This window comes from Modestobacter sp. VKM Ac-2977 (assembly GCF_026968045.1).
Lineage (GTDB): Bacteria > Actinomycetota > Actinomycetes > Mycobacteriales > Geodermatophilaceae > Modestobacter.
In genome coordinates, this window is sequence record NZ_JAPVBQ010000002.1 from 391,035 (window position 1) to 412,236 (window position 21,202).

General features: G+C 74.7%; 19 protein-coding genes. 8 read left to right on the top strand and 11 right to left on the bottom strand.

All coding sequences use genetic code 11. The features are described from left to right. Positions 1–126 precede the first annotated feature (126 nt). Positions 127–354: a hypothetical protein gene (locus tag O2V63_RS09495; RefSeq protein WP_269167294.1), complete on the top strand. Its 228-nt coding sequence runs from the start codon at positions 127–129 to the stop codon at positions 352–354. Here the strand turns inward: O2V63_RS09495 and O2V63_RS09500 are convergent. The 9 genes from O2V63_RS09500 to O2V63_RS09555 form a co-directional block, all read right to left on the bottom strand. Next, positions 351–2,045, bottom strand: a complete 1,695-nt coding sequence (locus O2V63_RS09500; RefSeq protein WP_269167295.1) for a long-chain-fatty-acid--CoA ligase — start codon at positions 2,043–2,045, stop codon at positions 351–353. The two genes, O2V63_RS09495 and O2V63_RS09500, sit on opposite strands and share 4 nt — an antisense overlap. 92 nt (positions 2,046–2,137) lie before the next feature. Beyond that, on the bottom strand, positions 2,138–3,229 hold the full coding sequence (locus tag O2V63_RS20810) for a cold-shock protein (RefSeq protein ID WP_442929011.1): 1,092 nt from the start codon (positions 3,227–3,229) through the stop codon (positions 2,138–2,140). A gap of 98 nt (positions 3,230–3,327) precedes the next feature. Further along, entirely contained in the window at positions 3,328–4,083 is a 756-nt protein-coding gene (locus tag O2V63_RS09525; protein WP_269167296.1) for a nitrilase-related carbon-nitrogen hydrolase, read from the bottom strand. Beyond that, the gene (locus O2V63_RS09530; RefSeq protein WP_269167297.1) at positions 4,080–5,309 is read right to left on the bottom strand and encodes a pyridoxal phosphate-dependent aminotransferase; all 1,230 of its coding nucleotides are present in this window, start codon (positions 5,307–5,309) and stop codon (positions 4,080–4,082) included. Before O2V63_RS09530 ends, O2V63_RS09525 begins: the two co-directional genes overlap by 4 nt. A gap of 18 nt (positions 5,310–5,327) precedes the next feature. Next, the gene (locus O2V63_RS09535) at positions 5,328–6,194 is read right to left on the bottom strand and encodes an SDR family oxidoreductase (RefSeq protein ID WP_269167298.1); all 867 of its coding nucleotides are present in this window, start codon (positions 6,192–6,194) and stop codon (positions 5,328–5,330) included. An 84-nt stretch (positions 6,195–6,278) separates the two neighbouring features. Further along, positions 6,279–7,295, bottom strand: a complete 1,017-nt coding sequence (locus O2V63_RS09540) for a zinc-dependent alcohol dehydrogenase family protein (protein ID WP_269167299.1) — start codon at positions 7,293–7,295, stop codon at positions 6,279–6,281. Between the two features lie 73 nt (positions 7,296–7,368). Then, positions 7,369–8,160 carry an SGNH/GDSL hydrolase family protein gene (locus tag O2V63_RS09545; RefSeq protein ID WP_269167300.1) on the bottom strand — a complete coding sequence of 264 codons (792 nt, stop codon included), beginning with the start codon at positions 8,158–8,160 and terminating at the stop codon, positions 7,369–7,371. Next, complete coding sequence (locus tag O2V63_RS09550; RefSeq protein WP_269167301.1) at positions 8,157–10,388, bottom strand: glycoside hydrolase family 3 C-terminal domain-containing protein; 2,232 nt, start codon at positions 10,386–10,388, stop codon at positions 8,157–8,159. Before O2V63_RS09550 ends, O2V63_RS09545 begins: the two co-directional genes overlap by 4 nt. Before the next feature lie 62 nt (positions 10,389–10,450). After that, on the bottom strand, positions 10,451–11,038 hold the full coding sequence (locus O2V63_RS09555) for a DUF1349 domain-containing protein (RefSeq protein WP_269167302.1): 588 nt from the start codon (positions 11,036–11,038) through the stop codon (positions 10,451–10,453). 47 nt (positions 11,039–11,085) lie between these two features. Between O2V63_RS09555 and O2V63_RS09560 the strand changes: the two genes are divergently transcribed. After that, positions 11,086–12,168 (top strand): Gfo/Idh/MocA family protein, encoded by a 1,083-nt coding sequence (locus tag O2V63_RS09560; protein ID WP_269167303.1) that lies wholly within the window; start codon positions 11,086–11,088, stop codon positions 12,166–12,168. Here the strand turns inward: O2V63_RS09560 and O2V63_RS09565 are convergent. Further along, the gene (locus O2V63_RS09565) at positions 12,150–13,808 is read right to left on the bottom strand and encodes a putative bifunctional diguanylate cyclase/phosphodiesterase (protein ID WP_269167304.1); all 1,659 of its coding nucleotides are present in this window, start codon (positions 13,806–13,808) and stop codon (positions 12,150–12,152) included. The two genes, O2V63_RS09560 and O2V63_RS09565, sit on opposite strands and share 19 nt — an antisense overlap. Positions 13,809–13,949: 141 nt before the next feature. On the opposite strand from O2V63_RS09565, the gene O2V63_RS09570 reads away from it, so the two are divergent. After that, complete coding sequence (locus O2V63_RS09570; RefSeq protein WP_269167305.1) at positions 13,950–14,906, top strand: carbohydrate kinase family protein; 957 nt, start codon at positions 13,950–13,952, stop codon at positions 14,904–14,906. A 122-nt stretch (positions 14,907–15,028) separates the two neighbouring features. On the opposite strand, the gene O2V63_RS09575 is transcribed toward O2V63_RS09570, so the two are convergent. Beyond that, entirely contained in the window at positions 15,029–17,776 is a 2,748-nt protein-coding gene (locus O2V63_RS09575; protein WP_269167306.1) for an endo-1,4-beta-xylanase, read from the bottom strand. Positions 17,777–17,957: 181 nt separating this feature from the next. On the opposite strand from O2V63_RS09575, the gene O2V63_RS09580 reads away from it, so the two are divergent. From O2V63_RS09580 to O2V63_RS09600, 5 genes are all read left to right on the top strand, one after another. Then, a complete protein-coding gene (locus O2V63_RS09580) occupies positions 17,958–18,287 on the top strand; it encodes a putative quinol monooxygenase (RefSeq protein ID WP_269167307.1) in 330 nt (109 codons plus the stop codon). A 35-nt stretch (positions 18,288–18,322) separates the two neighbouring features. Then, positions 18,323–19,174, top strand: a complete 852-nt coding sequence (gene pdxY, locus O2V63_RS09585; protein WP_269167308.1) for a pyridoxal kinase PdxY — start codon at positions 18,323–18,325, stop codon at positions 19,172–19,174. A 2-nt stretch (positions 19,175–19,176) separates the two neighbouring features. Continuing rightward, positions 19,177–19,653, top strand: a complete 477-nt coding sequence (locus tag O2V63_RS09590) for a heme-degrading domain-containing protein (RefSeq protein ID WP_269167309.1) — start codon at positions 19,177–19,179, stop codon at positions 19,651–19,653. A 404-nt stretch (positions 19,654–20,057) separates the two neighbouring features. Continuing rightward, positions 20,058–20,246, top strand: coding sequence for an RGCVC family protein (locus tag O2V63_RS09595; protein ID WP_269167310.1), 189 nt, complete (start codon positions 20,058–20,060; stop codon positions 20,244–20,246). Between the two features lie 33 nt (positions 20,247–20,279). Then, the gene (locus O2V63_RS09600) at positions 20,280–21,176 is read left to right on the top strand and encodes a pentapeptide repeat-containing protein (RefSeq protein WP_269167311.1); all 897 of its coding nucleotides are present in this window, start codon (positions 20,280–20,282) and stop codon (positions 21,174–21,176) included. The last annotated feature ends 26 nt before the right edge of the window (positions 21,177–21,202 follow it).

Here is a 21,202-nt window from a genome sequence, read left to right on the forward strand (position 1 = left end):
CCACGTTCGGCATGCCCCCGCCTGGTCTCCAACGGCGACGTGCTCACCGCCGCCGGGCTGCCCTTGATCTGAGGCAGGTCGGCCGGACAGTGGAACGGACCCGTCCGGTGACCTAGCGTCGGGGCGATGAGCCGCTATGGAGCCCGGGACGTGGCCGTCGACTTCGGGTTCAACGCCGCGTTGGTGTTGCTGGGGGCGCTCATCGTCTGGCTGACGGGGTGGTCCCGGTTCGGGGTGTACGTGGTCGTGCTGACCGTTGGCTGGTCGCTGCGGGCGGCCGCGGAGTACTGGCTGAGGCGTCGACGGGTCCCGGTACCGGACCGGTCACCGACCTCGCCGAGTGAGCGCCACTAGTCCGCGAGCAGCTGGTCGCGGACCTCTCGGCGGAGCACCTTGCCGATCTGGGAGCGGGGCAGGTCGTCGACCGCCACGATTCGCCGCGGCACCTTGTAGCCGGCCAGCGACGCGCGGGTCGACTCCCGGACGGCGTCCAGGTCCAGCTCGCGTTCCACCACCACCGCGGCGACGACGTCCTCGCCGTTCTTGCCGGGCAGGCCGACGACGGCGGCGTCGGTGATGCCGTCGACCGCCTTCAGCACGTCCTCGACCTCGGAGGGGTAGACGTTGAAGCCGCCGGTGATGATCAGTTCCTTGATCCGGTCGACGATCCGGACGAACCCGTCGTCGTCCACCTCGACCACGTCGCCGGTGCGCAGCCAGCCGCCGGGCAGCAGCACGGCGTCGGTCTCCTCCGGCCGGTTCCAGTACCCGGAGAACACCTGCGGGCCCTGCACCAGCAGCTCGCCGCGCTCCCCCGGCGCTCGGTCGACGGTCGGGTCCTCGGGGTCGACCACCCGCATCCGGGTCGACGGGAACGGCAGTCCGACGGTGCCGGTCCGGCGGGTCGGCCCCACCGGGTTGCCGATCACGATGGGCGAGGCCTCGGTCATCCCGTAGCCCTCCACGACCAGCCCGCCGGTCACCCGCTCCCACAGCTCGGCGGTCTCCAGCGGCAGCGGCATCGCCCCGGAGATCGCCACCCGGGTGCCGGACAGGTCCACGCCCCGCTCCTCGGCCGCAGCGGCCAGCCGCTGGTACATCGGCGGGACCCCGGGGAAGAACGTCGGCGGTCGCTTCTTGGCCGCGGCCAGCACCTGGTCGACGTCGAAGCGCGGGAACAGCACAAGCACCGCACCCAGGCGCACGGCCGCGGCCAGGCACAGCAGCACGCCGTAGGCGTGGAACAGCGGGAGGACGCCGTAGAAGACCTCCTCGCCCGCCCGCAACTGCGGCACCCAGGCGAGGGACTGGGTCACGTTGGCGATCAGGTTCCGGTGGGTGAGCACCGCCGCCTTGGGCGCACCGGTCGTGCCGCCGGTGTACTGCAGCAGCGCCACGTCCTCGTGCGCCGGACCGGGGTGTGCGTCGTCCAGCGGGGTCGCCCCGGCCACCACGGCGTCCCAGGACGTCGTCCCGGGAGCCGGCTTCGTCATCGCCGCTCGGGTGGCCCGGGCCTTGGGCACCGGCAGCCGCAGCGCCAGCCGCTTGACCAGCGGCAGCGCCCGGCTGAGGTCGACCGCGAGGACCTCGCGCAGCTCGGGGGCGTCCAGTCCCTGGACGACGGGGGCGACCACGTTCCAGGCGATCGCGACGGTGGCCCCGTGGTCGCGGAACTGGGAGCCGAGCTCCTCGGGGGTGTACAGCGGGTTGTGCTCGACGACGACCGCACCCAGCCGCAGGACGGCGTTGAACGCGACCACGTGCTGTGGGCAGTTGGGCAGCACCAGAGCCACCCGGTCACCCGGTCGCACCCCCAGGTCGTGCAGCACCGTGGCCGCGCGGGCGACGGCGTCCCGGAGCTCGGCATAGCTGGTCGTGGCGCCGAAGAACTCCAGCGCCGGCCGGTCGGGGAACCGCTTCGCCGCCGCGGTGAGCAGGTCCGGCACGGTCTCCCGAGGGACCTCGACCTCGGCCGGGACGCCCTCGGCGTAGCTCCTCGTCCAGGCCGGTGCCTCCGGCGTCCCGCGGTCCGGCTCGGTGACCATGTGCTCCTCGTTCGCGACGGCGCACCCGGGGTCGGCGGCGGGCCGTCCGTCCCGCTGACCGCCGCGGGTGCCCGGCGGTCAGCGGGAGGGTGTCAGAGCGGCTGGACGGAGTCGGCCTGCATGCCGCGATCACCGGCGCTGGCGGTGTACTCGACCCGCTGGCCCTCGTCCAGGCTGCGGTAGCCACCGTCGTCGGCGATCGCGGAGAAGTGCACGAACACGTCGTCCCCGCCCCCGTCGGGCTCGATGAACCCGAAGCCCTTCTCGGCGTTGAAGAACCGCACCGTGCCCTGGCCGCCGGCCCCACCACCGCGGGGAGCCCGCGGAGCGCGCGCACTGCGGTCGTCCCGGCGGGGCCGGTCGTCGCGCCGGTCGTCGTACCGGGCCGGCGGGCGGCCGCCGCCCAGCGGGCGGACCGAGTCGGCCTGCATGCCGCGCTGGCCGGGGCTGGCGGTGTACTCCACCCGCTGACCCTCGTCCAGGCTGCGGTAGCCACCGTCGTCCTCGATGGCGGAGAAGTGGACGAACACGTCGTCCCCGCCCTCGTCGGGCTCGATGAACCCGAAGCCCTTGTCGGCGTTGAAGAACCGCACCGTGCCCTCGGAGCCGCCACGCCCGCCGCGCGGGGCGGGTGCGTCCCGGCGGCCGCGCTCCTCGCGCTGGGGTGCCCGGCCGCCGCCGAGCGGCTGGACCGAGTCGGCCTGCATGCCGCGCTGGCCGGGGCTGGCGGTGTACTCGACCCGCTGGCCCTCGTCCAGGCTGCGGTAGCCACCGTCGTCGGCGATGGCGGAGAAGTGCACGAACACGTCGTCCCCGCCCTCGTCGGGCTCGATGAAGCCGAAGCCCTTCTCGGCGTTGAACCAGCGGACCGTGCCCTCCGAGCCGCCGCCACCACTGCGGGGGGCCCGCGGCGCGCGGACCTGCCGGGGGTCGTCGCGGTGCCCGCGCTCCTCACGGGCGGGCCGGCCACCGCCGCCGCCCAGGGGCTGGATGGAGTCGGCCTGCATGCCCCGGTCGCCGGAGCTGGCGGTGTACTCGACCCGCTGCCCCTCGTCCAGGCTGCGGAAGCCGCCGTCGTCGGCGATCGCGGAGAAGTGCGCGAACACGTCCTGCCCACCGTCGTCGGGCTCGATGAACCCGAAGCCCTTCTCGGCGTTGAACCACTTGACCGTGCCCTGCGGCATCCTCTAGCTCCTGCACATCTCGTCGTCCCAGCTGGTACCTACCTGTACCAGGGTCCTCCAGCCTGCCTGCTCTGACGACCCGGCCTCCTCACCGGGGGTCAACCGCGGCGGTCGGCGATGAACCGGAACCGGTCGCGGGTGGCGGCGACCTCGGCGGCGTCGACGTCGGCCAGCACGATCGTCTCCACCCCGGAGGCGGTCGCCAGCAACTCGCCCATCGGGCTGATGACCCGGCTGTCCCCGGCGTGCTCGGTGCCGTCGCCGGCCGTGCCGACCCGGTTGCAGCCGACCACGTACGCCTGGTTCTCGATCGCCCGGGCCTGCAGCAGCGCCGACCAGTGGTGCCGGCGCGGGCTGGGCCAGTTCGCCGGCACAAGGTAGACGTCGGTCTCCGGGGCGGCGGCCCAGAACACGTCGGCGAAGCGCAGGTCGTAGCAGATGAACGGGGTGATCCGCAGACCGCCGACCTCGACGGTGACCGGGCCGGTGCCGGAGCGGAACCGGGTCCGCTCGTCGGCGAAGGGGTGCAGCTTGCGGTAGCGGTGGGTGGTGCCGTCCGGGCCGGCGAGGACGAAGGAGTTGTGCGGCAACTGCTCACCGGTCTCGATCTCCGGGCAGGTGCCGGCCACCCAGACGCCGTGCTCGGCGGCCTGGCTGCTCAGGAACCGGGCCGAGGGCCCACCCTCCGGCTCGCCGATCCCGGGGGTCATCGAGAAACCGGTGGAGAACGTCTCGGTGAGCAGCACCAGCTCCGCCCCGGCACCGACCGCACGGGCCACCTGCGGGGCCAGCCGCGCGAAGTTCGCGTCCCGGTCCTCCCAGACGATGTCGTGCTGCACCGCGGCGATCTTCACGTGCGCATCTCCCCCACCCGCCCCACCGACAGCCTCCTCAACCGCTGCGCCGCCTCGGCCAGCACCTCGTCCCGCTTGCAGAACGCGAACCGCACCAGGTGCCGACCGAGCTCCGCGTGCTCAGGTGAGTAGAAGACCACGGTCGGGACGGCGACCACCCCGGCGCGCCCGGGCAGTGCCCGGCAGAAGGCGATGCCGTCGCCGTCGGGCTGCCGTGGGCGGACGTCGACGGTGGCGAAGTAGGTGGCCTCGGGGCTCACCACCGGCAGCCCGGCGTCGGCCAGCCCGGTCACCAGCAGGTCCCGGCGGCGCTGGAGCTCGGCGGCCATCCCGGTGAAGTACGTGTCGGGCAGCCGGAGCCCGGCGGCGATCGCCGGTTGGAACGGCCCGCCGTTGACGAAGGTGAGGTACTGCTTCGCGGTGCGCACCGCCGACACCAGCGCCGCCGGGCCGCAGACCCAGCCGGTCTTCCAGCCGGTGGTGTTGAACGTCTTGCCACCGCTGCTGACCACCAGCGTGCGCGCGCGCATGCCGGGCAGGGTGGCGATCGAGACGTGTTCGGCACCGGCGAAGACCAGGTGCTCGTAGACCTCGTCGGTGAGCACCAACAGGTCGGCGGCGTCGGCCACCTCCGCCAGCATGGCCAGTTCGGCACGGGTGAACACCTTGCCGGTCGGGTTGTGCGGGGTGTTGAGCAGCAGCAGCCGGGCCCGCGGGGTCACCGCCGCGCGCAGCTCGGCCTCGTCGAAGGTCCACCGGCCCGTGGTGACCTCGCCGGAGGATGCCGGCGGCGGGCGGAGCGGCACCGGGCGGAGCACCCCGCCGGCCATGGCGACCGCGGCCGCGTAGCTGTCGTACATCGGCTCGAAGAGCACCACCTCGTCGCCGGGCTCGAGCAGCCCCAGCAGCGCGGCGGTCAGCGCCTCGGTCGCCCCGGCGGTGACCAGCACCTCGTCGGCCGGGTCGTAGGTCAGGCCCCGGAACCGCTGCTGGTGCTCCGCGATCGCGGCCCGCAGGTCGGGCTGACCGGGACCCGGCGGGTACTGGTCGTGCCCGGTGCCGATCGCCGCCCGGGCGACGTCGAGCACCTCGTCCGGGCCGGGCTCGTCGGGGAAGCCCTGGCCCAGGTTGATCGCACCGGTGGCGACGGCCAGCGCGCTCATCTCGGCGAAGACCGTCGTCCCGAAGCCCTGCAGCCGGGAGGCGAGGTGCGGCGCGGAGGTCACCGGCTCATCCTGCCGTGCTCATCCTGTTGTGGTCGTCATCCGCCGCAGCACCTCGGCCAGCGGGGTGGCCGGGCGGCCCAGCAGGTCGGGGACGTCGCTGCTGACCGGGGCCATCTCCCCCGCCGCGATCGCCGTGTACGTGGAGACCCAGGCGTCCACCAGCCACTCGGGTGCCTCGAACTGCGCCCGCGAGGCGTGCGCCTCGGCCACGGTCTCGAGCTGGTAGCGCACCGGCCGGCCAGTCACGGCGGTGATCGTCTCGGCGATCTCGCCGAGGGTGAGCGCCGCCGGGCCGGTGAGGTCGTAGCTCGCCCCGGCATGCGACACCGGGTCCTGCAGCACCAGGGCGGCGACGGCGGCGATGTCGTCCAGCGCCACCACCGACGCCCGGCCCTCACCGGCAGGTCCGCGGATCACGCCGTCCTCGCCGGCCATCTCCGGCATGTCCTCGGCGTAGAGACCGTCCCGGAGGAACGTCGTGGCCAGCCCCAGGGAGCGGGCGTGCTCCTCGGTGGCCCAGTGGTCGCGGGCCAGCAGGAACGTCGCGTCCGGCGCGGCGCCGAGGAAGGAGAGGTAGACCAGGTGCCCGACCCCGGCGTCGGCCGCCGCGTCGAGGAAGCTGCGGTGCTGCTCGACCCGGTCGGCGGACTCGCTGCCGGAGACCATGAAGACCGTGCCGACGCCGGCCAGCGCCTCGCGGACGGCCGCCCGGTCGCCGTAGGGCGCGGTCGCGACGGTCGTATCGGGCAGCTGCGGTGCGCGGGCCGGGTCGCGGACCAGCAGGCGCTGGCGCAGCCCGGCGTCGGCGAGCAGCCGGGCGACCCGGCCGCCGAGCCGTCCGGTCGACCCGGTCACGGCGAGGGGCGGGAGCTGGGGATCGGTCACCGGCCGATCCTCGCCGATGACGGCCCACCCTGCCGCCGGACCGGCGACCCGCAGACGCCCCGACGGCGGCCGGCGGGCCGGAGATCAGGGCGTCAGCAGTGCCTTGACCGCGCGCCGCTCGTCCATCGCGCGGTAACCCTCGGCGGCCTGGTCCAGCGGCAGGGTCAGGTCGAACACCCGGCCCGGGTCGATCGCCCCGGACCACACCCGGTCGATCAGGTCGGGCAGGAAGCGGCGCACCGGGGCGGGCCCGCCGTGCAGCCGCACCATCGTGGAGAACAGCTGCCGCCCGGTGATCTCCACGCCGTGCGGGACGCCGACGAACCCGACGCCGCCACCGGGGCGGGTGGAGCGGATCGCCTGGTCCATCGACTCAGCCGTGCCCACGCACTCGAGGACGGCGTCAGCCCCCACCCCGTCGGTGAGGTCCCGGATCCGCGCCACCCCCTCGTCGCCGCGCTCGGTCACGATGTCGGTGGCACCGAACCCGGTGGCCAGCCGCTGCCGCGGTTCGTGCCGGCTCATGGCGATGATCCGCTCGGCCCCCAGCTGAGCGGCCGACAGCACGCCGAGCAGCCCGACGGCGCCGTCCCCCACCACCGCGACGGTCATCCCCGGCTGCACCCCGGCGGCGACGGCGGCGAACCAGCCGGTGGCCATGACGTCGGAGAGGGTGAGCAGGCTGGGCAGCAGCTCGGGGGCGGGGACCTCGGGGGTGGCGACGAGGGTGCCGTCGGCGTGCGGCACCCGCAGCAGCTCGGCCTGAGCACCGGTGATCCCCACCCGGTTCACGCACGCGCTCTGGTACCCGGCCCGGCAGTGCGCGCAGGTCCCGTCCGAGGCGATGAACGGCACGATGACGAACTGGCCGGGCCGGACGGTGGTGACGTCGCTGCCGACCTCCTCGACGATCCCGCAGTACTCGTGACCGATCGGGGACGGCTCGGTCACCTCGTTGATGCCGCGGTAGGGCCAGAGGTCCGAGCCGCACACACAGGTGGCGGAGGCCCGGACCACCGCGTCGGTGGGCTCCACGACCCGCGGGTCCTCGAGCTGCTCGACGCGGACGTCGCCGGGGGCGTGCAGGACTGCTCCGCGCATGGGGGCGGTGTTCCTCTCGGGGGTCGGGTCGGACCCGTCCTCCTTGCCCGCCCCCGCCGGGACGAACCGCCGGTCAGCCCGCGCGGTCGGCCGACAGCTGTTCGACCAGCTGGTCGGCGACGGCCCGCATGCCGGCCGCGTTCGGGTGGTACGGCGCGACCCCACCGCCCAGCAGGTCGCCGAACACCCAGCCGGTGACCCACGGCTCGACCGAGCCCACGGCGTGCTCGCGGGAGGCGGCCGAGGCCGCCACCAGCTCGGCCCCGCTGTCCCGCGCGGCCGCCGCGGCCGCCGCCTCCAGCCGCCGGCCGACGTCGGCGCACAGCAGGCGGTGCTCCTCGTTCATCGGGAAGGCCGCCGTTGCCTGCTCCGGCACGACGGTGAGGTAGTCGACGAGCACCACCCTCGCCCGGGGCGCCCGCCGGCGGACCTCCTCGACCAGCCGGGCCAACCGGTCCGGCAGCGCGGCCAGTGCCGTGCTCACCGCGGCGGGGTCGATCGGGGTGCCGAAGAACGCCCGGGCCGGCAGCGGCGTGCCCTCCGGGTCGGCCTGGAAGGAGCAACGCAGCAGGGTGAGCAGGTACTCGACGTCGTTGCCACCGACGGTGACGGTCACCAGGTCGGTGTCCAGGTCGATGGCGTCGATCTGCGGCGGCACCGTCCCGCCGGCCAGCAGCGCTTGCGGTCGGGTGAGGACGTCGTCGATCGTCGCCCCGCCCGAGCTGACGTCGACCAGGTCGTACCCGAGCCGCCCGGCGACCAGCTGCGCGTAGTTGCGGCCCGACCGCGCGCAGCCGGGGTGCAGGATCGGCTCGATGCCCGGGCCGGCGGCGAAGGAGCTCCCCAGGGCGACGTAGCGGGTCACCGGGCGGCCCGGGCCGCCGCCATGAGCCGCTCGAGCTCCTCGACGGGGATCTCCGCACCGAAGTCCGCCACGAACCGGCGCATCGGCATCGACCCGATCATCTGCAGCATCCCCGCGTGCATCTCCGCGGCGCCCTCGGGCATCGTCGCCAGGAAGCCCTCCAGCAGCTGCGGGCCGGCGACCGGGTGCTCGAACCACTCGGCGACCGACGACTGCAGGGTCAGCTCCCGCACGACGACGTCCCCGGCGAGGTCGATCGTCCGCTCGTCGACGACGTCGGTGGCGCTGCGGCCGATCTGCACGGTGTGCTCCCCCGGAGCGACGACCCAGGCGTGCTCCCGGACGTCCCAGTACGCGAACGCCCGGCGGTCCAGCTCGAACGCCACCGACGTCGACTCCCCCGCCGCCAGCGAGACCTTGGTGAAGGCGCGCAGCTCGCGGGCGGGCCGCCGCACCGGTCCGGCGGTGGTCGCGACGTAGACCTGCACGACGTGCCGGCCGGCCCGCTCGCCGGTGTTGGTCACCGTCATGGTCACCGTGACCGCGTCGTCGCCGACGGCCCGCACCTGCAGGTCGCTCGTCTCGAACGTCGTGTAGCTCAACCCGTGCCCGAACGGGTACCGCACCGGGCGGTCGACGGTGACGAACTGGCGGTAGCCGACCATCACGCCCTCGCCGTACCGGACGTGGCCCTGCTCCCCCGGGAAGTCCAGGAAGCTCGGGGTGTCCGCCAGCCGCAGCGGGATGGTCTCGGCCAGCCGGCCCGACGGGTCGGCGGCGCCGGTGAGCAGGTCGGCCAGCGCGCTGCCGCCGGCCTGGCCGAGCAGGAAGCCGGCGAGCACGGCGTCGACGTCGTCGTGCCAGCCCTCCAGGGAGACCACGCCCCCCGAGGACAGGACCACGACCGTCCGCGGGCTGACCGCGGCGACGGCACGGATCAGTTCCACCTGGGCGGCGGGCAGGCCGATGTGCGTGCGGTCGAAGCCCTCGGACTCGTCGCCCTCGGCCAGCCCGGCGAAGACCACGGTGACGTCGGCGTCCCGGGCCAGGCCGACGGCCTCGTTCCGCAGCGCGGCGGCGTCCCCGGCGCCGTCGAGGGTGAAGCCGGGGGCGAACGCCAGGTCCGGGTGCGTCGCCCGCAGCGCGGTGAGGGCGTCGTCGACCCGGGTGGCGTTGACGTGCGAGCTGCCGCCGCCCTGGAACCGCGGGGTCCGGGCGAACTCGCCGACCACCGCGAGCCGCTGCCCGGGCGCCAGCGGCAGCGCGCCGCCGTCGTTCTTCAGCAGCACCGCGCAGCCGGTCGCGAGCTCGCGGGCCAGCGCGTGGTGGGCGTCGGCGTCGAAGCCGTCGGTCGGCTCGGTGACGTACCCGGCCAGCGCCGCGACCCGGCGCACGCTGCGGTCGACGACGGCCTCCTCCAGCCGGCCGCCGCGCACGGCGTCCACCACCAGGGCGTTGCCGGCGCCGGAGTCACCGGGCATCTGCAGGTCCAGGCCTGCCTCCAGGGCGGCGACCCGGTCGTCGACCGCGCCCCAGTCGGAGACGACGGCCCCGGTGAAGCCCCACTCCTCGCGCAGCACCTCGGTGAGCAGCCAGCGGTGCTGGGAGGCGTAGACCCCGTTCACCTTGTTGTAGGCGCACATCACCGTCGCCGGCTGGGCCTCGGTGACCACCCGCTCGAAGGCCGGCAGGTAGATCTCGCGCAGCGTGCGCTCGTCGACGTCGGCGCTGACCTGCATGCGCTGGGTCTCCTGGTTGTTGGCCGCGAAGTGCTTCACCGACGCGCCCACGCCCGCGCCCTGCTGGCCGCGGACGTGCGCGGCGCCGAGCACCCCGGCCAGCAGCGGGTCCTCGGAGTAGTACTCGAAGTTCCGGCCGCACAGCGGCGACCGCTTGATGTTCACCCCCGGCCCGAGGACGACGGGGACGCCGATCGCGCGGGCCTCGACCCCGATCGCCGCCCCGATCCGCTCGGCCACCTCCGGGTCCCAGCTGGACCCCACGGCGACGGCCGGCGGGAAGCAGGTGGCCGGCACGCTCTCGATGAGGCCGATCTGGTCGAGGTCGCCCACCTGTCGGCGCACGCCGTGCGGGCCGTCGGTGAGCACCACCGAGGGCAGGCCGGCCGCCTCGACCGGCGGGGTGGACCAGAAGTCCTGCCCGGAGAGGAGGGCTGCCTTCTGCTCCAGCGGCAGCGCGGTCGGGTCGGACGGGGTGGTGGCAGTCACTCCCCGATCCTGCCGAGCGCCGGCCGCCCGCGTCGCCGCGGATGCCATCCAGTGGGAGGTGGTCAGTGCAGGGCGACGTCGGCGGGGCCGGTCGCCCAGCGCCGGAAGCGGACGGCGAGACCGGCCCGGGTGGGCGCGCAGCAGTACGGGCCGGCATGCACCTCGGCGTCCGGGGGGAACCAGGCGACCCGGACCAGCCGGAACGGCTCGTCGTCCACCCGGGCCCGCACCGTCACCGCGTCGCCGTCCCGGCTCGCCCGCACGGTGACCCGGCGGCCGACCCAGTCCGACACCGGGGCCACCGACCAGTCCGAGCGGCCCAGCGTCACCACGGCACCGACCTGCGGCGTGCCGTCGGAGAACTCGACGCCGGCCTTGAGCCAGGTCTCCGCACCCGCCCGCAGCATCAGCCCGGCCTGGTCGAACTGCTGGTCGAAGTCGGCGTCGAACGTGACCTCGACCGCGCCGTCCAGCGGGCCCAGCAGCGCGTGGGCGTCGTCGTGCACGAAGCCGTAGGAGGTGTGCCGCCAGGCGTCACTGCCCTCCGCTGCGGTGACCACCAGGTCGGCCCCCTCCTCGGTCGCCGCGACCGGTGGCGTCGTCCACGTGCCCGCGCGCCACGGCTGGACCACCAGGTCGTCATCGGCCATGGAGGCACGGTAGCGGCACGTCGGACCTCCTCCCCTAGCGTGACCGCATGACCCTCGCGCCTCCCACCTCGCCGTTCATCGCCCGGCCGGAGCTCCTCGACGCCGACCCGCTGGCCCCGACCGGGCGGCCGGTCCGGTGGGGCGTGGTGGCCACCGGCGCGATCGCCGCCACCGTCACCGCCGACCTGGCGCTGCTGCCCGACGCCGTCCTGCAGGCGGTCAGCTCCCGGCACGCCGAGCGGGCGCAGGCCTTCGCCGAGCAGCTCGGCTTCGCGTCCTGGTACGCCGACGACGAGGCGCGGTCGGGGCTGGACGCCCTGCTCGCCGACCCGGCCGTCGAGGTCGTCTACGTCGCCACCCCGCACGCCCAGCACGCCGCCGTGGTCCGCGCGGCGCTCACCGCCGGGAAGTCGGTGCTCTGCGAGAAGCCGGTCACGATCAACGCCCGGGAGGCCCAGGAGCTCGTCGACCTGGCCCGGGAGCGGGGGCTGTTCCTGATGGAGGCGGTCTGGACCCGGTTCCTGCCGGCGTATCAGCGCGCCCTGCAGATCGCCGCCTCCGGGGAGATCGGCACGGTGCACTGGGTCGCCGCGGAGGTGGGCTTCCCCGCGCCGCTGGACCTCACGGCCCGGATCTGGGCCCTGGCCGACGGCGGTGGTGCGCTGCTCGACCTGGCCGTCTACCCGCTGCTGTGGGCCTGGGGCACCCTCGGGCTGCCCGACTCGGTGCGGGCCACCGGCGCGCGCACCCCCGAGGGGGTCGACGCGCAGAACGCCCTCACCCTCGGCTGGGACTCCGGCGCCCAGGCCCAGCTGACGACGTCCCTGCTGGCCCGCTCACCGCACACCGCGCTGATCTGCGGCAGCGACGGCTGGATCCGCACCGACGGCGCCGACTCGGTCTACCGGCCCACCCGGCTGGACGTGCAGGTCGGCGACGCCGCCGTCCGCACCGAGGAGTTCCCGCTGATCGGCTCGGGCTACGTGCACGAACTGCGGGAGGTCACCCGTTGCCTCCAGCAGGGGCTGACCGAGAGCCCGGTGATGCCGCTGGAGCACTCGCTGGCCACCATGCGGCTGCTCGACGGGGCCCGCGAGCAGCTCGGCGTGGTCTACCCGAACGACCGCTGAGCCGGCACGACCGACGCCACGTCGACGACGGCCGGCGGTTCGAGCTCCGCGCACCGGCGCTCGACCTCGTCGGCCACCGCCGGGACGACGGCGGCCGACACCGGCCGGGCCAGCCACCAGCCCTGGGCCAGGTCGCAGCCCCACGCGGCGAGCTGGTGCCACTGCTCGGCGGTCTCCACGCCCTCGGCCACCACGGTCAGGCTGAGGGCGTGGCCCAGATCGACGGTGCTGCGCACGATGGCCCGGGCGGCGGGCTCGGTGCCCAGCCCGGCCACGAAGCTGCGGTCGACCTTGAGCGTGTCCACCGGCAGCCGGGACAGGTGGGCCAGCGAGGCGTGCCCGGTGCCGAAGTCGTCGACGGACAGCCGGACGCCGAGCAGCCGCAGCTGCTCCAGCACGGTCATCGCCCGCTCGGGGTCCTCCATCGCGGCGGTCTCGGTGATCTCCAGCTCCAGGTCCTCCGGCGCCAACCGCCCGGCACGCAACGCGGCGGTCACCCGGGCCGGCAGCTCCGGGTCGTGCAGCAGCCGCGCGGAGACGTTGACCGCGACGGTCAGCCGCCGGCCCTGGTCGCGCCAACCCCGTGCGTCGGCCAGGGCCCGGCGCAGCACCAGGTCGGTGAGCGGGGCGATCAGGCCGGTCTGCTCGGCCAGCACGATGAACCGGTCGGGCATCAGCAGGCCCAGCTGCGGGTGCGGCCAGCGGACCAGCGCCTCCACCCCGACGACCCGCCCGTCGGCCAGGCACACCTTCGGCTGGTGGTGCACCTCCAGGGCGCCCTCGCGGATGGCGCGTCGCAGGTCACCGTGCAGGGCCAGCTGTCCCGGGTCGAAGGTGTCCAGCTCCGGGGAGTAGACCACCAGCCCGGCCGCCTGCCGCTTCGCGGTGCTGCGGGCCACGTCGGCCCGGCGGACCAGGTCGGCGCCCCCGGGTCCGAGCCCGCGGGCCAGCCCGGCGCTCAGGTCGACCTCCAGCTCCAGCTCGCCCACCGCGAAGGGCCGCCGGAGCGCCGCGACGACGTCCGAGGCGACGGCCGCCGGAGCGTCGGGCACGAGCAGGGCGAAGACGTCGCCGCCGGTCCGGGCGGCCACCCCGGCGGCGGGCATCACCTCGCGGATCCGGTCGGCCACCGCGACCAGCAGCCCGCTGCCCACGTCGTGGCCGAGCGTGTCGTTCACGGCGGTGAACCGGTCGATGTCGACCAGGACCACGGCGACGTCGTCCGCGGCGGCGCCGGACCGCTCGAGCCGGTCGAGTGCGGTCAGGAAGGCGGTGAGCGTGGCCAGCCCGGTCAGCGGGTCGTGGTCGGCCTGGTCGCGCAGCAGCGCCTCCAGCCGGCGGTGCTCGGCGGCCTCGGTCTTCAGCTGGCGGCCGCGGCGGGCGCCGAACCCCATCATCAGCAGGTGCGAGGCGGCGAGCAGGAAGACCGCGTGGTCCAGCGGCACACCGGTCTCCAGCGACCAGCCGGAGAGCCGCTGCGGCAGGTCCCAGACGACGCCGGCGGCCAGGCAGCACAGCGTGAGCGCCACGACCACGCCGGCGTCGCGGAGCACCTCGCGACGCAGCTCGCCGGGCACCCCCTCGCTGGTCGGCGGCAGCGGGCCGGCGGCCGCCGCCCCGGTCAGCCAGCTCTGCGCCATCACCCCTCCTCGCACCGCACGGACCGTCCGATCCCGGTGCATCGGCAGGACCGCCCCGGTTGCTGAGCGATGGCCGCACAGACCACCCGATCAGGCGAGGACGCCCGGAGACCCGCCCGGGGCCGCAGCTACGGTGTGGCGGTGATCACCGTCTGCGGCGAGCTCGTCATCGACCTGATCCCCTCCGGGGACCCGACTCCGGGCGCGCCGCCGCAGTACACCGCCTTCCCCGGCGGCAACGCGCTCAACGTCGCGGTGGCGGCCGCCCGGCTCGGCGCGACGACGCACCTGATGTCCCGGGTCGGCCCCGGCCCGTTCGGTGCGCTGCTGCGCGGGCACGCGGCCGGCAACGGCGTCGCCACCGACGCGATGCTCACCGCCCCCGAACCGGTGAGCCTGGCCGTGGTCGAGCTGGCCGAGCAGGGGTCGGCGAGCTACTCCTTCCACACCGTGGGCGCCGCCGACTGGCAGTGGACGGCCGCGGAGCTGGCGGCGGCCTGGCCGGCCGACACCCGGATCGTGCACATCGGGTCGATCTCCAGCTGGACCCGGCCGGGCTCACTGGCCATCGCAGACCTGGTGCGCCGGGTGCGCGGCGAGGGCACCGCACTGGTCAGCTTCGACCCCAACGTGCGCCCCACCCTCATCGACGACGACGAGGCGGTGCGCGCCCAGGTGACCGAGCTGCGCCGGGTCGCCGACGTGGTGAAGGTGAGCGCCGAGGACCTGGCGTGGCTGGAGCCCGGCGCGGACCTGGACGAGGCCGCCGCCCGCTGGGCTGCCGAGGGCCCCGCCCTGGTGGTCGTCACCGACGGCGGTGACACCCTGCGCGCGGCCCGCCCCGGCGGCGCGGTGCTGCGGGTGCAGCCCCCGTCGGTGACCGTGGTCGACACCGTGGGCGCCGGTGACAGCTTGGCCGCGGGGCTGTTCGCCGGGCTGGCCCGCACCGGCGTGCTCACCTCCGTCCAGCTGCGCGACCTGCCCGAGCCCGAGCTGACCGCCCTGCTGGACGACGCGGCGCTGGTCGCCGCCCTCGCCTGCACCCGCGCCGGCGCGAACCCGCCGACCGCCGCGGAGCTGGCGGCCGCGCGCGGCTGAGCACGGGACGCACCTCACCGCACACACCTCACCGCACGCACCTCACCGCACGCACCTCACCGCACGCGCAGAGCCCCCGTCCACCGGTTGGTGGGCGGGGGCTCTGTGCGGTCAGCCGATGGTCAGCGTCGGACGTCGATCGTGACCGTCGTCGTGCTGCTCACCGGGGCACCCCGGCTGTCGGTCATCGACATCGTGCAGTCGAAGGTCGCCTGCCCGACCTGCGTGGGGCGGGCCCGCAGGGTGAAGTTGCCGTTCTGGCCGGCCGGGTAGTCCCGGTTGCCGACCTGCCGGGCCGACCCGGGCGCCAGGTCCAGCGCCAGGGCCGGGCCTGCCGTCTGGGTGCAGGAGTACTCGAACGAGTCCCCCAGCAGCACGCCCCGGCCCCGGTTGCCGAACTGCACGACCAGCTGGACGGTCTGCTTGGCGTTCGCCCGCACGACCGGCCCGTTGTTGATCTGCTGGTACAGCTCGGTCTCCGTGGCGGGCGGGGTGACGACCACGTCGAAGGTGCTCGGGTTCGACGTGTTGCCCGCCGCGTCGGTGACCGTGCAGGTCACCTCGGTCGTGCCGATCGGGAAGAGCGTCCCCGGCGGGGGCGTGCAGGTGGCCGTCACGGCGCCGTCCCGGGTGTCCCCGGCCTCCGGCAGCGGGTACTGCACCCGGGCGCCGGCGGGGCTGGTGGAGTCGGCGGCCACGTCGTCGACGCCGGCGATCCGCGGCGGGAGCTGGTCGGCCGGACGCGGCGCCAGCTGCGACGGGTCGACGATGCCCCAGTAGGCGGGCATGACCTGCAGGTCGTCGTCGAAGGGCAGCGGCGACTCCCACGGCCGGGCCGCCGGCCAGGTGCGCAGCCAGCTGCGGCCGTTGCTGATCCCCCAGAAGGTGACCGACTCGATGGACTCCGAGTGGCCCCGCAGCATGTCGAACAGGTCCCGGTAGTAGTAGCCGAGCTCGGTCTCGGCGGCGTCCTGGTCGGCCATCGCCGGCGAGTGCTGCGGCACGGTGCCGTTGCTGACGTCGGCGCCGTTGTTCTCCTTGGAGTCGCTGACGTCCAGCTCGGTGATCGCCTGCAGCAGCGGCGTCCCGGTGCGGGCGCTGAGCTCCTCCACGGCGGTCAGCGAGTCGTCCAGCCACTCGACCGGGCGGGCGAAGTCGACGTGCGCCTGGTGGCCCACCCCGTCGATCGGCACGCCGCGCTCGACCAGGCTGGAGACCAGGTCGAGGTAGTCGACCCGCTTGGTCGGCATCTCGGTGTTGTAGTCGTTGATGAACAGCGCGGTGTCCGGGAAGTACCGGTCGGCCAGCCGGAACGCCTCGTCGACGAAGCCCTCGCCGAGGACCTGGAACCAGCGGCTGTCCCGCATGTCGTGCGGGTTGGCGGTGTCGCCGTCGGCGATGACCTCGTTGACGACGTCCATGGCCCAGATGGGGCTGTCGCCGTCCGGGTACCGGGCGTCGACGTGGTCGGCGATCGCCTTGATGTGCGCCTCCATCCGGGCACGCAGCAGGGCCTGGTCGGCCGGGCTGTTCGTCAGCGGGCGGTCGCCGTCGCGGAAGAACCAGTCCGGGGTCTGGCTGTGCCAGACCAGCACGTGCCCGTAGACGTCGGTGCCGGTGGCGTCGGCGAAGTCGAGCAGCGCGTCCAGGTCACCGAAGGTGAAGGTGCCCTCCACCGGCTGGATCTCGGCCGGCTTGCCGTCGTTCTCCGGGGTGATCGCGTCGAAGTGCCGCTGCACCAGCTGGGCGGGCCGGCCCACGGTCTCCCGCTGGTCGACTGCCACGCCGACGTGCTCGAAGCCGTCCTCGCCGAGCACGTCGGCGAGCCCGGGGACGTCCTGGAGCGGGGTCTCGGCGAAGCCGGTCAGGGCGAAGTCGTCGATCAGGAAGTCGACGCCCGCGTCGCCCTCGACGTACACCTGCGCGGTGTCGATCGCCGCACCGAGGGTGTAGGTGCCCCGCAGCTGGGTCCACTCGTCGGCGGTGACGACGGCGGAGGCGCCGGAGACGCCCTCGTAGGCGGTGGTCGCACCGGCCCGGTCCCGCTGGACGGAGACCTTGAGCGACGCCGGGGCCTGTCCCGGCGCCAGCTTCGCCCAGACCGACGCCTGCACGGTCTCGCCGACGGCCAGCCCGTCGGTGACGTCCAGGGCCGGCCCCTGCCAGGCCTGCAGCCGGTTGGTCGCCAGCAGGCTCGTGGACCCGCTGTGCGCGTCGGCCGTGGTGGTGCTGACCAGGGCGTCCCCACGGGGACCCCAGCCGCCGGTGCCGCTCTCGAAGTCGGTGGCCAGGTCGACCCGGGTGCCGGGCTCGACCGGCGCGGCCGCCTCGCCGGCGATCGTCACGTCGTCGACGAAGAAGGCCTGGGTCGCGTCGGGGCTCTCCAGGTAGAGCTCGAGACCGCTGTTGCTGGTGCCGAACTCGTAGGTGCCGCTGACCCTGGTCCAGGCGCTGTCGGAGACGGCGACCTGCCAGGCCACGGTGTCGTAGCTGGTGGAGCCGCCCGCGGGCGTCCGCGCCGCGCTCATGGTGACGACGTCGGTCTCCAGCTCCGGCGTGGTGTCGGCGAGCCGCACCCACGCCTCGACCTCCCAGCTGCCGGCCGGCAGCAGCGCGGCGGCGTCCAGCGCCGGGCCGTGCCAGGTGTCGGTGCGGCCGGTGACCGCCAGGCTCTGCGCACCGCTGCGCGCCTGGGCGGTGCTGGGAGCGACCTGCGCCGTCCCGCGGCCGGACCAGCCGCCGGTGTCCTGCTCGAAGTCGGCCGTGTGCACGGTCGCCGGCGCGGCACCGGCTGCCGGCGCCGCCACCACCCCCGCCGTGGCGACCATGCCGAGCATCGCTGCCCCGGCTCCCAGACGTCGTCGTCCCATGTGTCCCGTTCTCCTCGGGTCGGTGCGCGAGCAGCGCTGCTGCGTGACCTGACCAGTTCCGAGAATTACCGGTACTGGTCCGAGAGAGTGAACCCCAGCACGGGAGGGCCGGTCAACGGCGTCCCATCGGGTGGGATGCGACCGGTGGGTACGGCCCGGGCGAGCGACCTACGCTGATCCGGTGATCCTCATCGTGGTGAAGTGGCCCGTCCGTCCGGAGTTCGACGAGCGCTGGCCCGAGCTGGTCCGGGAGTTCACCGAGGCGGTCCGGGCGGAGCCGGGCAACGTCTTCTTCGAGTGGTCCCGCAGCGTCGAGGAGCCGCACACCTGGGTGCTCGTGGAGGGGTTCCGCGACGCCGAGGCCGGTGCGGTGCACACCGCCTCCGACCACTTCACCAAGGCGATCTCGAAGATGCCCGACTGGGTGTCGGCGACGCCGTCGATCATGTACGTCGACTCCCCCGACCTGGCCGGCTGGGGCCCGATGGGCGAGGTCCGGCCCCGCGGCTGACCCGCCCCGGCGGCCGGTGTGCGATGTTCTGGCGCATGGTGAACGTCCTGTCGATCCAGTCCCACGTCGCCTACGGGCACGCCGGCAACGCCTCGGCGGTGTTCCCGCTGCAGCGGCTGGGCGTCGAGGTCTGGCCGGTGCACACCGTCCAGTTCTCCAACCACACCGGCTACGGCGCGTGGACCGGCCGGGTGTTCGACGGCCAGGCCGTCGACGAGGTGGTGCAGGGCATCGAGGACCGCGGCGTGCTCGGCAGCTGCGACGCCGTCCTCTCGGGATACCTGGGATCGGCCGACATCGGCCACGCCGTGCTCGGCTCGGTGGCCAAGGTGCGGGCGGCCAACCCGGCGGCCGTCTGGTGCTGCGACCCGGTGATCGGCGACGTCGGGCGCGGGGTGTTCGTCCGGCCCGGCATCCCGGAGTTCATGCGTGAGGTCGCCGTCCCGGCGGCGGACATCGTCACCCCGAACCACTACGAGCTGGACCTGCTCTCCCAGTCCGAGACCCGGTCGCTGGCGTCGGTCAAGGACGCCGCCTCCGCCGTCCAGGCGCTCGGCCCGCGTGTGGTGCTGACCACCTCGCTGGTCGCCGAGGACACCCCGGACGACGCGGTCGACCTGCTGGCGTCGGAGGGCGGCCGGCACTTCCGGGTGCGCACCCCGCGCCTGGACCTGTCGGTCAACGGCGCCGGTGACGCGATCGCCGCGCTCTTCCTGGCGCACTGGCTGGACACCCGCTCGGCCGGCGATGCGCTGGCCCGGGCGGCCGCGTCGGTGTTCGGTCTGCTGCGGATGACGGCGGAGGCCGGCTCCCGGGAGATCCTGCTGGTCGCCGCCCAGGACGAGTACGTCACCCCCACCCGCACGTTCGACGTCACGGAGGTCTGACCATGAGCGACTTCCCGCCCCTGACCGAGCTCGCCGCCCAGGAGGAGGAGCTGCAGCTGCGCAGCTTCACCAACGACGACGCCTGGGCGCTGGGCGCCGCGCTGGTGGCGCGGGCCCGGGACGACGCGCTGCCGGTGGCGATCGAGATCTCGCGGCACTCCCACCAGCTCTTCCACGCGGCGATGACCGGCGCGACCCCGGACAACGACGCCTGGATCGCCCGCAAGGCCGCCACCGTGCACCGGTTCGGGCACAGCTCCCTCTACGTCGGCCAGCGCTCGCGCGAGGCCGGGACGACATTCGAGGAGCAGTTCGGGCTGGACCCGCAGCAGTACGTGGCCCACGGCGGGGGCTTCCCGTTGCTGGTGCGCGACGTGGGCCCGGTGGGCGTGGTGGTGGTCTCCGGGCTGCCCCAGGTCGAGGACCACGCGATGGTCGTCGCCGCGCTGCGCGACCTGGCCGCCCAGCAGTCGGCCTGATCCCGCTGACCGCCCGGTCCCCCAGCCGGGGAACCGGGCGAGGGCTCAGTTCTTGCCGTGCGTGAGCTTCTCCATGCCGGAACTGGTCTCCGCGGACGCCTTCTTGGCCGCCCGCTTCTCCTTGATGCTCGAGCCGGATTTCTTGGACGCGTTCTTGTCGACCATGACCACTCCTCAACGCAGAACCGGTCGGCTCCAGGGGCCGGACGCTACGCCGATCCGTCGCGGGGAGGCCGTACTCCCGCTGGGACGCGCCCTCTCCCACGGGGAGGCGAGCGCCCCGGGCTGCGCGGCGGCGTAGCGTCGGGCCCACGGTCACCTCGCCGGTCCTGGACAACCGTCCCGGACGGCGATCCCCTCCCGGGGCACCCTCGCCGCGCCGTCGGCGGAGTCAGGCTCCTGCCATGACCGCTCCTGCGTACCTCCTGCCCGCCGCTCCGGCCATGCCGGCCCCCGCCGTCCGCTCCGGCGACGAGCTCGGCTGCCCCGCCTGCGCCCACCCGATGGACGCCCACGACCCGATCGGTGCGCGGTTCTGCCGGGCCACCGCCGCCGCGGCCCTGGACCGCGGCTGCGTCTGCCGCCTCGGCTGACCTGCACAGCCGCACCCGCTGCAGAGAGGCCCCGTGTCCGACCCGCGCACCACCCTCCCCCTGCTGGCGGAGGCGCGGCGGGACCTGACCGCTGACTGCAGTCGCTGTAGCGGGCTGTGCTGCGTGGTGCCGGCCTTCGCCGCTTCCGCGGACTTCGCGATCGACAAGCCGGCCGGCACCCCGTGCCCGAACCTGCAGCCCGACGCCCGCTGCGGCGTGCACGACCAGCTGCGTGACCGCGGGTTCCCCGGCTGCGTCGTCTTCGACTGCTTCGGCGCCGGCCAGCGGGTCACCGAGGACACCTTCCCCGGCCGGGACTGGCGCACTGACCCGGCGACGGCCGCGGCGGTCTTCGCCGTCTTCCCGGTGATGCGGCAGCTCACCGAGCTGCTGTGGCACCTCACCGAGGCGCGGACCCTGCTGCCGGCCGGGTCGCTGGCCAGCGAGGTCGCGACCGCACACGCCCGCACCGAGGAGCTCACCCGGGCGGACGCCGACGAGCTGGCCGGCCTGGACGCCGCAGCGCTGCGGCGCGAGGTCGGCGAGCTGCTCGGCCGGGTCAGCGACGTGGCCCGGGCCGACGTGCCCGCCCGGGCCCGGGACCGCCGCGGCGCCGACCTGATCGGCGCCGCACTGCACGGCGCCGACCTGCACGGGGCCAGCCTGCGCGGCGCCTACCTGATCGGGGCGGACCTGCGGGGTGCGGACCTGCGCTGGGCCGACCTGCTGGGGGCCGACCTGCGCGCCGCCGACCTGCGGGGCGCCGACCTCACCGGCGCGCTCTTCCTCACCCAGCCGCAGTTGACCGCCGCCGTCGGCGACGCGGGCACGGCACTCCCCGCGTCACTGAACCGCCCCGGGCACTGGGCCACCTCGACCGGGCAGGCGGCCGGTGGCGGACGCCGCGGCCGTCGCCCCCGTCGTCGCTGACCCGCCGCCCGCCGGGCACGATCAGC

Coding starts and splice junctions, on each gene's coding strand:
- O2V63_RS09495 (WP_269167294.1), top strand. CDS start 127: ATGAGCCGCTATGGAGCCCGGGACGTGGCCGTCGACTTCGGGTTCAAC.
- O2V63_RS09500 (WP_269167295.1), bottom strand. CDS start 2,045: ATGGTCACCGAGCCGGACCGCGGGACGCCGGAGGCACCGGCCTGGACG.
- O2V63_RS20810 (WP_442929011.1), bottom strand. CDS start 3,229: ATGCCGCAGGGCACGGTCAAGTGGTTCAACGCCGAGAAGGGCTTCGGG.
- O2V63_RS09540 (WP_269167299.1), bottom strand. CDS start 7,295: ATGCGCGGAGCAGTCCTGCACGCCCCCGGCGACGTCCGCGTCGAGCAG.
- O2V63_RS09555 (WP_269167302.1), bottom strand. CDS start 11,038: ATGGCCGATGACGACCTGGTGGTCCAGCCGTGGCGCGCGGGCACGTGG.
- O2V63_RS09560 (WP_269167303.1), top strand. CDS start 11,086: ATGACCCTCGCGCCTCCCACCTCGCCGTTCATCGCCCGGCCGGAGCTC.
- O2V63_RS09565 (WP_269167304.1), bottom strand. CDS start 13,808: ATGGCGCAGAGCTGGCTGACCGGGGCGGCGGCCGCCGGCCCGCTGCCG.
- O2V63_RS09575 (WP_269167306.1), bottom strand. CDS start 17,776: ATGGGACGACGACGTCTGGGAGCCGGGGCAGCGATGCTCGGCATGGTC.
- pdxY (WP_269167308.1), top strand. CDS start 18,323: ATGGTGAACGTCCTGTCGATCCAGTCCCACGTCGCCTACGGGCACGCC.
- O2V63_RS09590 (WP_269167309.1), top strand. CDS start 19,177: ATGAGCGACTTCCCGCCCCTGACCGAGCTCGCCGCCCAGGAGGAGGAG.
- O2V63_RS09595 (WP_269167310.1), top strand. CDS start 20,058: ATGACCGCTCCTGCGTACCTCCTGCCCGCCGCTCCGGCCATGCCGGCC.